Source organism: Mycolicibacterium pulveris, from assembly GCF_010725725.1.
GTDB lineage: Bacteria > Actinomycetota > Actinomycetes > Mycobacteriales > Mycobacteriaceae > Mycobacterium > Mycobacterium pulveris.
Window position 1 is genome coordinate 864972 of sequence record NZ_AP022599.1, and the last position, 14413, is coordinate 879384.

Below are 14413 nucleotides of genomic sequence, written 5' to 3' on the forward strand. Positions count from 1 at the left end.
GTCACGGCCCCTGGTCGAGACGGTAGGGAACGACCAGCGGATTCGCCGCCGTGTAGGGGCTCGGTAGTTGGCCGATCGTGCGGCCCCACTGCATCTCCAGCTCGGTCAGATCGCCCTCCCACCGCGTGCCGGTGAACAGGTTGTTGTCGATGCGGCTGAGCGTCAGGTCGACGATCGCGGTGATGTTCGCGTAGTCGCCGCGAATCCAGTTGGCCAGCGGCCCTTTCGGCCACGGGAAGGTGCCCAGGAAGTCCAGCGAGCGGGTCAGGTCGGGGCCTGCGTCGGCCAGCGACTGCAGCACCGGTGCCACCGCTTCGAGTTCCTTGACCAGATTGTCCTTGCTCTGGTTGACGGTGTCGGTGGCCAGCGCGCTGAAGCGTCCGAGCGCGGTGACCGCGTCGGCGAGTTGATCCCGGCGGTCGGCGAGCACCTCCAGCGCGTCGGGGATGCTGTGGATCGCCTTGTCCAACACCGGCTTCTGGTCGGCGACTTGGCTCACCAGCCCGTTGAAGCTCTCGGTGGCGGAGATGATGTCACCGGTCTGGGTGTTGAGCCGGGCGGTGAACTGGTCGATCTGTTCGATCAGCCCGCGCAGGTCGGCTTCGCGCTGGTGAAAAGCGGTCGCGAAGGCCGCGGTGATGTCCTGCACCTGGCCGATTCCGCCGCCGTTGAGCAGGAGCGACAGCGCCGCCAGGGTCTGGTCGGTGCCCGGGTAGGCGCCCGCATTCCGCAGCGGGATCAAAGATCCGTTGCCCAGCTTGCCCTCCGGCGGAACCCCGACCGGAGGAGCCAGTTCGATGTGCAGCGAACCCAGCAGGCTCGTCTGCCCGACCTTGGCCGTGGCGTTGGCGGGCAAGTCGACATCCGGATTGAGGGTCATCGTCACCAGCGCGTGCCAACCCTGGCGCTCGATCTTGGTGATCGTACCGACGTTGGCGTCGCCCACCCGCACGCGCGAGTTCTGCTGGATGTAGCCGACGTCGGGCAGCTGCGCCTGCACGACGAAGGAGCCCGGGCCACCGCCCTCGGTGCCGGGCAGTGACAGCGAGTTCAGACCGTGCCACTCACAACCGCTGAGCACCATCGCGGCCATCGCCGCCAGCGCACCGGACGCGGAGCGGCGCAGCAGGTTTCGTCGGCTCACGGCTGGCCTCCGGGGACCATGATGCCCTCGAGCCCGGCGCTCGGATCGGTCGGTGTCGCAGGCACTTCCGCCGGAAGCGCTGGGCCATGCGTCTGCGCCGGTGGCGGGGGCGACGGTCGGTAATCGGGGCGCAGCCAGTCTTCGGAGTAGGTGAGCTCGTTCGGTCGGGCCGACTGACCGACGACGTAGTTGGCGCCGAGCGGCAGGAAGTTGTACTGGCGGTTCTTGATGATCGGGGCCAGGTACTGCACGCACAGCTTCGCGGACTCCTCGTTGTTCTTCCGCGACGCGGCTTGGATACCGCCGCACAAGAACGAGATCGGGTTCGCGAAGTTCTGCAGTGTGAGGGCTCCGGTGATGCCCTGCTGCGTGGGTTGGTAGATGTTGATGAAGTTCTGCAGGGTGTTCGGGAACAGGTGCAGCGATTGCTCGACGTCGTCGATGCTGTCGTGGACCGCGCTGGTGATCGACGCGAGCTTGTCGGCGGCGGTGCCGATCGCGTCCTGGTTCTCCGAGAGGAACGCGGTGGCCTCGGTGACCACGTGGTTGAGGTCGGCGATCGCGTCGCCGACACCGTCGGGAGCGCTGTTCAACGCCCCGGTCGCTGCGGCGAGGTTCCCGTTGAGCTGACGCAGCAGCGCCGAGCTGTCGTGCAGCGCGGAAACCACCACCGACAGGTTCTTCACGGTCGCGAACGTGTCGGCGCTGTGATCGCCGAGAATCGACAGTGCCCGTGCGAGTTTCACCACGGTGTCGTGGATGTTCACGCCCTCACCGCGCAGGTTGTTCGCGGCGGTGTCGACGAACGCGCCGAGGGTGCTCACGCCGCCGGGCTGCGTCGGCGCCAGCGCTTCGGTGAGCTTCTCCAGTTGCAACCGCAGGTCGTCCCACTCGAGGGGGACGGCGGTGCGGTCCTCGCCGATGACCGCACCGTCGGCCAGCTTCTCCCCACCCGTGTATGCGGGCGTGAGTTGGATCGCGCGGGCGGTGACGAGTTGCGGAGAGACGATCGCGGCCCTCGCGTCGGCGGGCACCGAGTATTTCCCGTCGACCCAGAACGTGATCTTCACGCGCTGCACCTGCGGTTCGATACTCGTTATCCGTCCCACCGGCACACCGAGGATGCGCACTTCGTCGTTGACGTAGAGCCCGTTGCTGTTCTCGAAGTAGGCGGTCAGATGAATTCGGTTGGCGGCAGCCACCGTTCGCCAGATCACCGCGGTGCTCGCGGCGAGTAGCAGCGCCAGCGTCACGGCGAGGCCGATGCGTAAGCGGCGCGACGTCATCGCTGGCCTCCCCTACTCGGCGGGCCGGGCGGCGGTCCTCCCGGCGGGGGTGCCTGCGGTGGCTCGCGGTGCGGATAACAGCCGGGTCCCGGCAACGGCAGGCCGGGCGGGCCGCAGCCCTGGTCGCCGGGATTGCCGGTGATCGCGTCGGGCACGGTCAGGCGTGGTTCGCCACCTTGGCCCGTGCGCGGGTACGGCACCGGCAGCGGCGGGGTGGCCCGCTGACCGACCTGCGGATCCGTGCGTTCGGAGGGCAACAGCACGTTGGGATCGAGCCCGAGGTCGGAGAACGCCGCGTCGACGAACGGCTGAATGAACTGTCCCGGCAGCAGGTTGGCGATGTAGGCCTTGAAGAACGGTCCCGAGGCCACCGACTCTCCCAGCGACATCGCGTACTGGTTCAGGTATTTGATCGCCTGCTGCAGACCCGCTTTCCGCGCATCGACGATGGCCAACGCCCCGTTGAGCTCGTCCAACGCGGGACGCAACCGGGCCTTGTTGTCGGCGATGAAGCCCGACAGCTGCTGGGCGAGGGCGGACAGATTGCCCGAAAGCTGCGCCAGGGCATCGCGTTGTGCCAGCAACTCGGCGAGAAGCGCGTTGCTGTTGGCGACCAGCTGGCCGACCTGGTCGGCGCGCTCTGACAGCACCGCACTCGCCTGGTTGGCGTTGGCGAGCAGGCTGCGCAGCGCCGTGTCCCGCTCGGCCAGCGTCTGGGAGAACCGGCCGACACCCTCTACGGCGTTGCGGACGTCCGGCGGCGTGTCCTTGAACGTTTCGGCCAGAGTGGCCAGCGACTCCGAAACTCCTGTGGTGTCGAGGCTTTCGATCGTGGCGGTCAGATCACCCAGGGCATCGGGCAGCTGGTAGGGCGACTGGGTGCGCTCGGCCGGGATGGCGCGGCTGAGCCGTCCCTCACCTCGCGGGGTGATCTCGAGCACCTTGGCGCCCAGCAGGCTCTTGGTTCGGATCTTCGCCTCGGTCTGCTCGCCGAGCCGCACGCCCGAATCGACCTTGAATTTCACCAGAACCTGTGCACCTTCGAGGTCCACCGACGACACCTCGCCGATGCGGTATCCCGCAACCTGTACGGGCGCACCCGCTTTCAGGCCACCGGACTCGACGAAGTAGGCGGAGTACTTGTCGGTGCTGTTGAGGAAGGGGAGTTTGTCGTACTGCAGCGCCAGCGCGACGATCGCGACCGTGACGGCGATTCCGATGATGCCGATGATCACCGGGTTGCGTTCCTGGAAGGATCTCATTTCGGCGCACACCGTCCCGTGCTCTGCCCGGCCAACTTGACGTACACCGGTTGACCGCCCTTCCCGTTGACCTTGAGCACCAGGTCGCAGAGGTAGAACGTGAAGAAGTCGCCCATGATGCCCAGCCGGCTGAGCACCTTGTAGGACTCCGGCAGCGTCTCGAGGTACTCGTCGAACCATTCGTGGTCGGCCGCGATGATGGCAGCGACGCGATCGGTTTGCGCCACGGTCTCGTTGGCCGCGGGCCGGGAGCGCACGAGCAGGTCGGCGAGGGTCGCCGACGCGGCATTGGTGTAGGCGACGGAGTTGGCGATCTCGGTCTTGCGATCCGCCAGCCCCTTCGTGAGTTCGGACAGCTTGTCGACGGCCTTGGCGAACTGCTCGCTCTCACCGGCGAACGAGCCCGTCACGGCGTTGAGGTTGATGATCACCTGCCCGATGAGCTCGTCGCGGTCGGCGAGCGTGCTGGTGATCTGCGCGGCCTGGCTCAGGAATGCGCTGACCGTGGCGCCTTCGCCTTGGAACACCGAAATCAACTGGGCCGACAGCATGTTAACCTGCTCCGGGTCGAGCGCGCGGAACAGCGGGCGGAAGCCTCCGAGAAGGGTGTCGAGGTCTAGCGCCGGTTCGGTCAGGTTCGCCGTGATCGTGCCGCGAGGGGGAAGGGGCCTGGTTGCGCCGGTGCCCTCCAGCAGGGCCAGGTACCGGTCACCGATGGGGTTCTCCCACCGGATCGCGGCCTTCGACGCGTCGGTGAGCTCCACGGTGGGGTCCGTCGAGAACTCCACCACGGCTTGGGAATTCTCGTTGATCGAGATGCCCTTCACCTTGCCGACCTCCACGCCGGCGATGCGGACGAAGTCGCCGGACTGCAACCCGCTGACATCGGTGAACTCGGCGCGGTAGAGCCGCTCGCTGGAGAACCGGAACTGCGAGAAGATCGCGAGCAGCCCCGCGGTGCCGAGCAGGCACACGACCACGAAGACGGTGAATCCGATCGCAGCGCGTCGCAGGCTGGTGTTCACGGGTTCGGCTTCCTAAGCTTTCGGGGGCTTTCGGGGCTCACGGCGCAGGCGGCGGGACGGGTGCGGGATCCACGGGCAGCCCGGGATACAGCGGCGTGCCGTCAGCGGCGTACCAGGGTGCGCCGTAGGGCGGCCCACCCGGGTACGGGGGCGGCGGGCCGGGCGCCGGGCCGGGCAGGCACTCGCCGACGTGCGGCGGTTCGGGGACGGCGCGGGTGACGGGGAAGTAATCGGCCGCGCAGGTGCGTCCGATCCCGGGATTCGGCCGCCAGTCCAAGCCGGTGCCGAAACCGGTGTTGGTCACCAGTTGGCGTACCGGGAAGTTCTTGGCGGCATCGGGCAGCGACCCGCAGCCGGGCTTACCACCGGGTCCGCCCTTGGCGGCCACGATCGGCAGGTTCTCCGGATACCGGTACAGATCGTCGCCGAACGAGATACCCGCATCGAGGAACACCGTCCGGCCGTCGCCGCCGAACCACTCGTTGCCGGCCTTGTCCAGAAAGACCTTCGCGCCCTGGATCGTGCAGGTGTATTCCGGGTTGTACTTGAGCAGCAGGCTGGTCGTCGGCTCGAGCACGTTGATGCCGTCGACGATGCTGTCCTTGTGGGGTGCCAGCAGCTCGGTTCCCCGGTTCGCGAAGCCGGCGGTGCTCAACAGCAACGCATCCAGATGTGCGGCGTGAGCGGTGATTGTGTCCGCCGTGGTGGACGCCGCGTCGATCGACGACAGGATGTTCGCCGCGGCGGAAGCGTAGGCGTCGCTGAAGGCCCCGAACGAGCGCCAGTCGGCGGCGACGGTGTCCATCCGCGGATTGACCGCCTGCAGCACCTGATACGCGTCGGTGGTGGCCCGCCCGATGCGTTCGCCTTGACCGCGCACGCTGTCGGCAACCGCGCTCAGAACGGAGTTCAGCTTCGCCACGTCGATTTGGTCGAGGAGTCCGACGAGGTTGTCGAATACGGTGTTGACCTCGGTGGTGACGTTGCGTGACCGCAGCACCTCACCGGCCGTCAACCGCTGTGGGCTCGGGTCCTCGGGATAGATCAGCTCGACGTACTTGGCACCGAATGCGGTGGTGGACTTGATTTCTGCTTCGACGTTCGCGGGAATGCGGTCGGCTTGCCGCGGGAAGATCTCGAGCTGGAGGCTGGTGGGCTGACCGCCGCCGTCGACCCCGGCGACGCGCCCCACCTCGACGCCGCGCAGTTTGACCTTGGCGCCGGATTCCATCACCAAACCGGTGCGCTCGGAGACGAGCGTGACGGCCAGGTAGCGGTTGAAAGTTCCTGCGAACAACGCCATGCACAGCCCCATCAAGCCGATGATGGCGCCGAACATCGCGATCGCCCACCAGACCGGGTGGATGCGCTGTGCCCGTTCCGCGAGTGTCATCGCGCTATCCCGCCAAGTGGAAATTGCCGGACTGACCGTAGATGGCCAGCGAGACGAACAGCACGACGAAGACCGCGGCGATCATGGACGTGCGGACCGCCCGTCCGACGGCCTCCCCCACCCCGGCCGGACCACCGGATGCGGTGAACCCGTAGTAGGTGTGCACCAGCATGATCACGACGGCCATCAGCACCGCCTGAAAGAAGGACCAGATGATGTCGGTCGGGTTCAAGAAGGTGTTGAAGTAGTGGTCGTACACGCCGGAGGACTGCCCGTAGACGACGGTCGTGCCGAATCGGGCCGCCAGAAACGCCGTCGTCATCGCGACGCAGTACAGCGGCATCACGACGACCACGCCTGCGATCAGGCGATTCGACGCCAGGTAGGCGACCGCCCGCACGCCGATCACCTCGAGCGCGTCGATCTCCTCGTTGATCCGCATCGCGCCCAACTGCGCGGTCGCCCCCGCGCCGATGGTGGCGGCCAGCGCGATCCCGGCGATCACGGGGGCGATCAGACGGACGTTGAAGAAGGCCGAGGCGAATCCCGTCAGCGCTTCGACTCCCACGTTGGCGAACTGGTTGTAGCCCTGGACGGCGACCAGCGCCCCGGTGGACAAGGTCAGAAATCCGACGATGACAACCGTTCCGCCGATCACCGCCAACGCGCCTGTGCCCAAGCTCATCTGGGCGATCAGCCGCACCGTCTCGCCCTTGTAGTGCACGATCGCGTCCCTGGTGGACACCAAGGTCTGGAAGTAGAACTGCGCCTGCCTGCCGACGCGGGTGAGCCCGGCCGTGAGGTCGTGGGTGAGCCGGTGCAGTCGCGGCATCCGCGTGCTGGGGACCGCGGCGGTCACAACGTCACCTTCACACCGACGGCGGTCGCGACGATGTTGATCGCGAACAGCGCCACGAAGGTGAACACGACCGTTTCGTTGACGGCGTTGCCGACGCCCGCGGGCCCGCCGCCCACGGAGACGCCTTTGTAGCAGGCGATCAGTCCGGCCGCCAGCCCGAACAGGCTCGACTTGATCAGCGCCACAACGACATCGGGCGCCTTGGTGATGACCGTCAGACCCCCGACGAACGAACCCGGCGTGACGTGCTGAACGAAGACCGAGAACGCGAAGCTGCCGACGAGACCGACCAAAATCACCACCGACGACAGCAGGGTCGCCACCACCGTGGCCGCGAGCACGCGCGGCACGACCAGCGCCTGGATCGGGTTGACGCCCATCACCCGCAACGCGTCGAGTTCCTCGCGAATGGTCCGTGCCCCCAGATCCGCACACATCGCCGTGGCGCCCGCTCCGGAGACGACCAGCACCGTGACGACCGGGCCGATCTGCGTCACCGTGCCGTACGCCGCTCCGGTTCCCGAGTAGTCGGCGGCGCCGAACTCGACCAGCAGGATGTTGAAGGTGAACACCAGCAGCACGGTGAACGGAATGGCCAGCATCAACGTGGGAACCAACGAGACCCGCGCGACGAACCACGACTGCAGGATGAACTCTCGCCAGGCGAAGGGACGGCGCGGAATCGACACCAGCACGTCGAGCGCCATGGCGAAGAAGCCGCCGACGGCACCGAGCGGCTTACCCGCTTTCGTCGCGCTCAGCTTCTCCAGCCGAACCCCCAGGCTACTCATCCCCGGTGTCCGACGCGCACTCGCCACCGAGCAAGTGAACTCATAGGCAACCCATCCTGACGTGCGGCGATCCCTAGCTAAACCTAATGACATGCGGTATTCTCCGCCGGGGTGACAATCTACTAGCAATAGGTTTAGTTGCCAAGCCCGAGTTACTGACCGGTTCCGTTCGCGCGCAACTCGCGGCGCGGTCAGGCCGACGGCTTCTCGGCGCCTCGCGCGTACTCGTCGCAGAAGATCAGGCCGTAGAGGAAACTGCGGATCCTGTTCGCGAACAGCTCCTTCACCGTGAACTCATTGGCCTCGAGTGCTGCGGTGAGGTTCGGATGCTCCTCGAAGCTCACCGCGGGGAAGAGGGCACCGCGCGTGCGGGGCTTGCGTACCGCCTCGCTCAACACCGCACCCACGCAGAGCGTTTCGACCCCGTCGAGGATCTGCACGTGCAGGTGCACCGGCACGCCGGAGTCGTGGAGGTAACGTGCCGCATCCTCGAATCCGGGCACGAGCAGTTCCCGGGGCAGGTGCTTGATGAGGACCGGCGCCGCGTTGCGGTGGCGCAGCACCGATTGCCGAAAATTCAGCCCGAGGCTGACGAAGTACTCCGGCCAGTCCGGACCCGGCGGGCGCCGCGGCCGGATCACCGACTTGCCGGCGATGTGGCGCGCCACCGCGATGAGGATGTCGTCCTTGCTTCCGAAGTGGTGGTAGAGCGAGGGCGCCCGCACACCCAGATGCTGCGCGAGTCGGGGCAGGCTGAACGCGTCGAGTCCCTCTTCGTCGATGATCTCGATCGACGCCTCGACGGCGGCCGTGCGGCTGATCAAGGGCTTTGACGGCCGGGCCATGTCAGTGAGTTCCTAAACCTCGGGGCGGCGCACCGCCGGGTGTCTCGGCTAGCCAGTATAGGTAGCGCGGGCGCGAAAAACGGGTCTCGACTGTGCGTTTCGTCGAGTCGTTCGACCTGGAAAGCGATGATTCCATGTAGCTCACGCAGCTCAGTTGCGCGGGGTCCGGCCCAGTCGGCGCCGCCAGTCATGGGCGCCGAGAAGGCGTACCGCCCGCCCCATCAACCGGGACCGCCACGGCGCCACCGGGTACCACAGCGGCTCGGACTTCAGAGCGAACCGCTCTTCGACCACGGACTGCTGACGACAGTACTTCAGGACGCCCGCAGCCCCGCCGAACCGTGTGCCGAGCCCGGAGTTCTTCCAGCCGCCCATCGGAATCGGCATCTGAAAGGTCGCCACCAGCGCATTGTTGACCGACACCGATCCGGCCTCGATGCGTCGCGAAAGCTGTTCGGCCTTGCGACGATTCCGCGTCCACAAGCTGGAGCTGAGACCGTAGTCGGAGTCGTTGGCCAGCGCGACGGCTTCGTTCTCGTCGGCCACGCGCATGATCGCCAGCGTCGGGCCGAAGGTCTCTTCGCGCATGCACCGCATCGAGTGATCGACGTCGACCAGCACCGTCGGCGCGAAGCCGTTGCCCGGCCTGCGCTGCCCGCCGGTGAGGACCCTGGCTCCCTTGGCGACGGCATCTTTCACATGCTCTTCGACGATGTCGGTCTGGGCGGGGGTGACCATCGCCCCGATATCGGTGGCGAAGCTTCCCGGTGCGTCCATGCCCTGGCGCAGCGCGGCGACCCGCGAGGTCACCAGCGCGACGAAGTCGTCATAGACCGGCGCCTCGACGTACACCCGCTCGACTCCCACGCATGCCTGCCCCGCGTTCGTCATCCCGCCCCACACCGCGGCGCCGGCGGCCCTGTCGAGGTCCGCGTCGGCCAGCACGATCATCGCGTCCTTGCCGCCCAACTCGAGGCTGCACGGGATCAGGCGCTCGGCGCAGCGCACCGCGATGGCCCGGCCGGTGCGCACCGAGCCGGTGAACATCACCATGTCCACCTGGTCCACCACGGCGGCGCCGGCCTCCTGGTCGCCGTTCACCGCCGCAAGGACCGGGGGCGCGCCGATGTCCTCCCGCCAGCCACGCACGACCTCGGTCCAGGTCAGCGGCGTCACCTCAGAGGGCTTGGAGACCACGGCCGCACCGGCGACCAACGCCCCCACCGCGTCCATCATCGGGCCGGCCAACGGGCCGTTCCACGGCGTGATGAGGCCGACGAGTTGGTGCGGGCGGACCTGCACGCGCAACCGGCGGACCGCGTTCGCCGCACCGGCGGGCTTGACCTTGCGGTCGGCGAGGAAGCCCTCGGCGTTGGCGGTGAAATAGTTGATGACGTCCAAGGCGACCGACATCTCGAGAGACGCGTCGGCCCACGACTTTCCGGTCTCCTGCTGCACCAGTTCGAGCAGTCGTCGCTCGTTGTCGAGCAGCCAATCCAGCCAGCGCAGCAGGTGCTCGCTGCGCCCCCGTGGCCCCAATGCCTCCCACTGCGGCTGAGCGCGACGCAAATCGTCGCAGACCGTGGCGATCTCGTCGGCGCCGAAAGCCGGCACCTCCCCGACTTCACGTCCGTCCACCGGACACCTGACGGAGAGCACCGGCCGCCCGGAACGTCCGTCCGGTCGTCCCGTCACTGCAGCCGGACCTGACATCGTGTGACTCCCTCGGATGATCGGAGGCGATTTACCTAACATCGTAAGTTTTGTCGGCGCCGAAACGCAATGTGACACCGCTATGGACTCGCCTTCAACCTAACGCCTATAGTTTTAGGTGTCGTCGCAGGCCCTCGAGGAGAAGTGCCACATGAGAGTTCGCCTTGACCGCTCCAAGTGCGCTGGGCACGCGCAGTGCTTCGCCGTCGATGCCGACCTCTTTCCGATCGACGACGACGGTTACTCCATCCTGGAAGCGCGCGAGGTCGCGCCCGGCGACGAAGAGGTCACCCGCGCAGGCGTCGCGGCATGCCCGGAACTGGCGCTGATCCTCGAAGAGGACTGAGCGCATCCTTCGTTTACAACTGACAAATGACGTATGATGTCAGCATTGGCTCGGTGATCAAGGGAGGCGAATGCCTCGACGCAGAGACGGCTCCGGTCTCAGCAAGGACGTCGACGAGGCGCGCGAGCAGATTCTGGCCGCCGCGGAAGCGGTCATTTTGCGCTACGGCATCCCCAAGACCACGATGGACGACATCGGCAAAGAGGCCGGTGTATCGCGGCCGACGGTCTATCGCTACTTCGGCGATCGGGACGCGCTGGTCGCTGCCCTCATCGAGCGACGCGCACGCATGCTCTTCGAGCGGGCACGAAAATTCATCTTGAGCCATGACACGTTCGCCGAGCAGTTGGTGGAGGGCCTGGTCTACCTCGTGGATCGCGGCCGGAAGGACCCGATCGTGCGCATCCTGGTCAGCCCGGAGCACATGGGCATGACCACCCCCATCGTCGGCGGAACGAACCTGGCCACGAACCTCACGGCGGAGATGTGGGAGCCGATCTTTCGCCGCGCGATGGAACGCGGTGAGATCCGCGACGACTTCGATCTGGGGGCCGTCGCGGAGTGGCTCGCGCTGGTGCAGTACATGATGGTGGGACGGCTGGATTTCGCCCGTTCGAAAGACCCCGATCACCGCGACATGCTGCGCACGTTCGTGCTGCCGGCGTTTCTTTCGTCCGAGGCCGGCTGAGCACAGCGCCGACCCTTGCCGCACTGCCGATTCCCCACCTCGAAGGAGCATCCCGGATGACGTCGCACCCCGAAGCCCCGAGCTTGTTCATCGACGGCCGGTTTCGCCCGGCCGCCAAGACGATTCCGATAATCGAGGCGGCTACCGGCGCGCTGCTGGCCGACGGGCCCTGCGCCACGGAAGCCGACGTCGACGACGCCGTCGCCGCCGCCAACGGGACCGCAGCCCAGGCTTGGCGTGCGTCGGATCCGCGCGACCGCGCGGACGTCCTGAGGCGGTTCGGCAAGGCGCTTCGGTCGCGGGCCGAGCACACCTCGGTGCTCGTCTCCCGCGAGAACGGCATGCCGATCACCTTGTCGCGCAGCGTCAACGGCGCATTCCCCGCTGTGCTCGTCGGGTACTACGCGAAGATGATCGCCGCGTGGGAGGCCGAGGAGGTCCGGCCCGCGCTGATCGGCCACACCATCGTGCGGCGGGAACCCGTCGGTGTCGTCGGTGCGATCACCCCGTGGAACTACCCGCAGGCGTTGGCCGTCATGAAGATCGCGCCGGCGCTGGCCGCCGGCTGCTCGGTCGTCCTCAAGGCAGCTCCCGAAACAGCCCTTGATGCAATGGTTTTCGGTGAGTCCGCCGCTGAAGTAGGCATACCGCCGGGCGTGCTCAACATCGTGCCCGGCGACGCCGCCGCCGGCAGCCGCCTGGTCTCGCACCCCGATGTCGACAAGATCGCCTTCACCGGCTCCACCGCAGCCGGCCGAGCCATCGCAGCCGAATGCGGCCGGCTGATCCGTCCGGTCACGCTGGAGCTCGGCGGCAAGTCCGCCGCGATCATCCTCGACGACGCCGACCTGACGGCCACGGTCAACGGACTGCGCACGGCCTCATTCGTCAACAACGGACAGACCTGTCACCTGAGTTCGCGCATCCTGGTACCCGAATCCCGCTACGCCGAGTTCGTCGAGGCGATCGCGCAGCTGGCGAGCGACCTGGTCGTCGGTGACCCGCTGCAGGAGAGCACCGAGATCGGTCCGCTGGTCAGCCAGCGACAGCGGGAGCGGGTGCTGGAGTACATCCAGCTCGGCATCGACAGCGGCGCCAAACTCGTTGCCGGCGGCGACGTTCCGCAGGACCAGCCGAAGGGCTGGTACGTCTCGCCGACCGTGTTCGCCGATGTCGACAACGCCGACCGGATCGCGCAGGAGGAGATTTTCGGCCCGGTCCTGACGATCACCCCCTACACCGACGACGCCGAGGCGGTGCGCATCGCCAACGACAGCGAGTTCGGGCTTGCCGGGACCGTGTGGTCGCAAGACACCGCGCGCGCCACCGACATCGCACGTGCCATCGACACGGGTTCGATCGGGGTCAACGACTACCAGCTCGACATCCAGTCACCGTTCGGCGGCGTCAAGGCGAGCGGGTTGGGCCGCGAACTCGGTCCCGAAGGCCTGGCGGCCTATCACCGCATCAAGTCGATCTACCGGGCGGGCCCCGCCTGAGCGAATCGTCCGCTCAGCGGACCCTACTGAACTTGTCCGCGATGTCCCGATACGCATCGCGGAGCTCGCGTTTCGCGATCTTGCCACTGGGCAAGCGCGGCAACGGATCCGAGTTCAAGACCACGTAGCGTGGCACCTTGTAGTCCGAGAGCACCCGCTCGCAGTGCGCGACGACGGCCGCCTCGTCAAGGTGGTGTCCCGCGGCGACCGAGATGATCGCCGCGGGAGTCTCCCCGAACCGGGGATCGGGCGCGGGGATGACCGCGACCTCGGCGACACCGTCGAGCGCGGCGATCGCGGCCTCCAGCTCGACCGGCGAGATGTTGATTCCGCCCGAGATGATCAGGTCCTTCATCCGGTCCACGAAGGTGATCCGGCCCTCGGCATCGCTGACGCCGACGTCGCCGCTGTGTAGCCACCCGTCCCGGATCGCCGCCGCCGTGGACACCGGGTCGTTCCAGTAGCCGGGTGTCACGCCGGGGCCGCGCACCACGATCTCACCCTGCTCGCCGGGTTCGGCGAACGAGCCGTCGGAGTTCATGACCCGGACCTCGGTGAAGATCGAACCGCTGCCACACGAGTCCGGCTGCTGCAGCGCCTCGGCTTTCAGGGTCGCCGTGGCGACCCCGCCCGATTCGGTCATGCCGTAGATCTGGCGCAGCAGCACGCCTTTGGCGGCCCACCGCCGCAGCAGATCCGGTGGCACCGCAGCACCTCCGACGATGGCGGTCTGCAGGCTGGAAAGGTCAGCAGCCTCGAATTCGGGTGCCCTCGAGAGGCTTTCGAAGATCACCGGCACACCGAACAGCGTCCGCACCTTGTGCTGCTCGATGAGTCGCACCGCGCGCGAGGGGTTGAGCTCGGGCTCGACGATCAGGGCGCCGCCCAGCACGGTGGTCAGCAGCAGCCCGTACACCAGGCCGGGGGTGAACGCGAGCGGCAGCACGAGCAGGCTCACGGTGCCGGGGCGGAAGCCCTCCTCGGTCAGCGTGTTCTCCAGCACGATGGAAAGCAGCGTCTGGTTCGTGAGGATGACGCCCTTGGACAGCCCGGTCGACCCGCTGGTGAAGATCACGGCGATCGGGTCGTCGAGTGTGCGCTCGACGCGGAAGTCGTCCCGATCGCCCACGCGCAGCGCGTCGACGACGTCGAAACCGAGCACGGTGAAACCACCGTCGCCCCCTTTGGCCTCCTCGGCGGCGGCGAGGGTCTCGGGTGCGCAGATCAACAGGCTCAAGCCGGCGTCGTCGGCCACCTTGCGGATCTCGGCGGGCTTGAGCCGCGCATTGAAGGGCACCAGCACTGCTCCGGACTTGATGACGGCGAGCGCGACCACCGGCCACTGCAGCACGTTGGGTGCCAGCAGGCCCACCCGGTCTCCGGGCGCGACGCCGGCGTCGACCAGCGTGCGTGCCAGCCGGCCGGACCAGTCGTGCAGTTCTCGGTACGTCAGTTTCTCGGGGCCGACGCGGATCGCGACGTCGTCGCCTTTGGTCTTGGCCCACCAGTTCAGCGCGGACCCCACGGTCGCGGCCATGTCCCTCCTTCACGATCCCGGCGGT

At 67.3% G+C, this 14413-nt stretch carries 13 protein-coding genes; 3 read left to right on the top strand and 10 right to left on the bottom strand.

Annotated elements, in window-relative coordinates; all coding sequences use genetic code 11:
- Nucleotide 1: 1 nt before the first annotated feature.
- From G6N28_RS04500 to G6N28_RS04540, 9 genes are all read right to left on the bottom strand, one after another.
- Nucleotides 2-1093, bottom strand: a complete 1092-nt coding sequence (locus G6N28_RS04500) for a virulence factor Mce family protein (protein ID WP_163905822.1) — start codon at nt 1091-1093, stop codon at nt 2-4.
- Between the two features lie 47 nt (nt 1094-1140).
- On the bottom strand, nt 1141-2430 hold the full coding sequence (locus tag G6N28_RS04505; protein WP_163897388.1) for an MCE family protein: 1290 nt from the start codon (nt 2428-2430) through the stop codon (nt 1141-1143).
- A complete protein-coding gene (locus G6N28_RS04510) occupies nt 2427-3692 on the bottom strand; it encodes an MCE family protein (protein WP_163897390.1) in 1266 nt (421 codons plus the stop codon). Before G6N28_RS04510 ends, G6N28_RS04505 begins: the two co-directional genes overlap by 4 nt.
- Nucleotides 3689-4717, bottom strand: a complete 1029-nt coding sequence (locus tag G6N28_RS04515; RefSeq protein ID WP_163897392.1) for an MCE family protein — start codon at nt 4715-4717, stop codon at nt 3689-3691. The genes G6N28_RS04510 and G6N28_RS04515 overlap by 4 nt, the downstream gene beginning before the upstream one ends.
- 37 nt (nt 4718-4754) lie before the next feature.
- Nucleotides 4755-6110, bottom strand: a complete 1356-nt coding sequence (locus tag G6N28_RS04520) for an MCE family protein (RefSeq protein ID WP_163897394.1) — start codon at nt 6108-6110, stop codon at nt 4755-4757.
- Between the two features lie 4 nt (nt 6111-6114).
- Nucleotides 6115-6969, bottom strand: coding sequence for an ABC transporter permease (locus G6N28_RS04525; protein ID WP_456093975.1), 855 nt, complete (start codon nt 6967-6969; stop codon nt 6115-6117).
- Nucleotides 6966-7760: an MlaE family ABC transporter permease gene (locus G6N28_RS04530; RefSeq protein WP_170307882.1), complete on the bottom strand. Its 795-nt coding sequence runs from the start codon at nt 7758-7760 to the stop codon at nt 6966-6968. The genes G6N28_RS04525 and G6N28_RS04530 overlap by 4 nt, the downstream gene beginning before the upstream one ends.
- Nucleotides 7761-7951: 191 nt before the next feature.
- Entirely contained in the window at nt 7952-8605 is a 654-nt protein-coding gene (locus G6N28_RS04535; protein ID WP_163897396.1) for a TetR family transcriptional regulator, read from the bottom strand.
- A 150-nt stretch (nt 8606-8755) separates the two neighbouring features.
- Nucleotides 8756-10318: an aldehyde dehydrogenase family protein gene (locus G6N28_RS04540; RefSeq protein WP_163897398.1), complete on the bottom strand. Its 1563-nt coding sequence runs from the start codon at nt 10316-10318 to the stop codon at nt 8756-8758.
- 151 nt (nt 10319-10469) lie between these two features.
- Between G6N28_RS04540 and G6N28_RS04545 the strand changes: the two genes are divergently transcribed.
- The 3 genes from G6N28_RS04545 to G6N28_RS04555 all read left to right on the top strand — a co-directional run bounded on the left by G6N28_RS04545 (nt 10470) and on the right by G6N28_RS04555 (nt 12851).
- Nucleotides 10470-10664: a ferredoxin FdxE gene (locus G6N28_RS04545; protein ID WP_163897399.1), complete on the top strand. Its 195-nt coding sequence runs from the start codon at nt 10470-10472 to the stop codon at nt 10662-10664.
- 70 nt (nt 10665-10734) lie between these two features.
- On the top strand, nt 10735-11352 hold the full coding sequence (locus G6N28_RS04550; protein WP_163897401.1) for a TetR/AcrR family transcriptional regulator: 618 nt from the start codon (nt 10735-10737) through the stop codon (nt 11350-11352).
- Nucleotides 11353-11408: 56 nt separating this feature from the next.
- A complete protein-coding gene (locus G6N28_RS04555) occupies nt 11409-12851 on the top strand; it encodes an aldehyde dehydrogenase (RefSeq protein WP_163897403.1) in 1443 nt (480 codons plus the stop codon).
- Between the two features lie 13 nt (nt 12852-12864).
- Here G6N28_RS04555 and G6N28_RS04560 read toward each other — a convergent pair whose 3' ends face one another.
- Entirely contained in the window at nt 12865-14388 is a 1524-nt protein-coding gene (locus G6N28_RS04560) for a class I adenylate-forming enzyme family protein (protein WP_163897405.1), read from the bottom strand.
- Between the last annotated feature and the right edge of the window lie 25 nt (nt 14389-14413).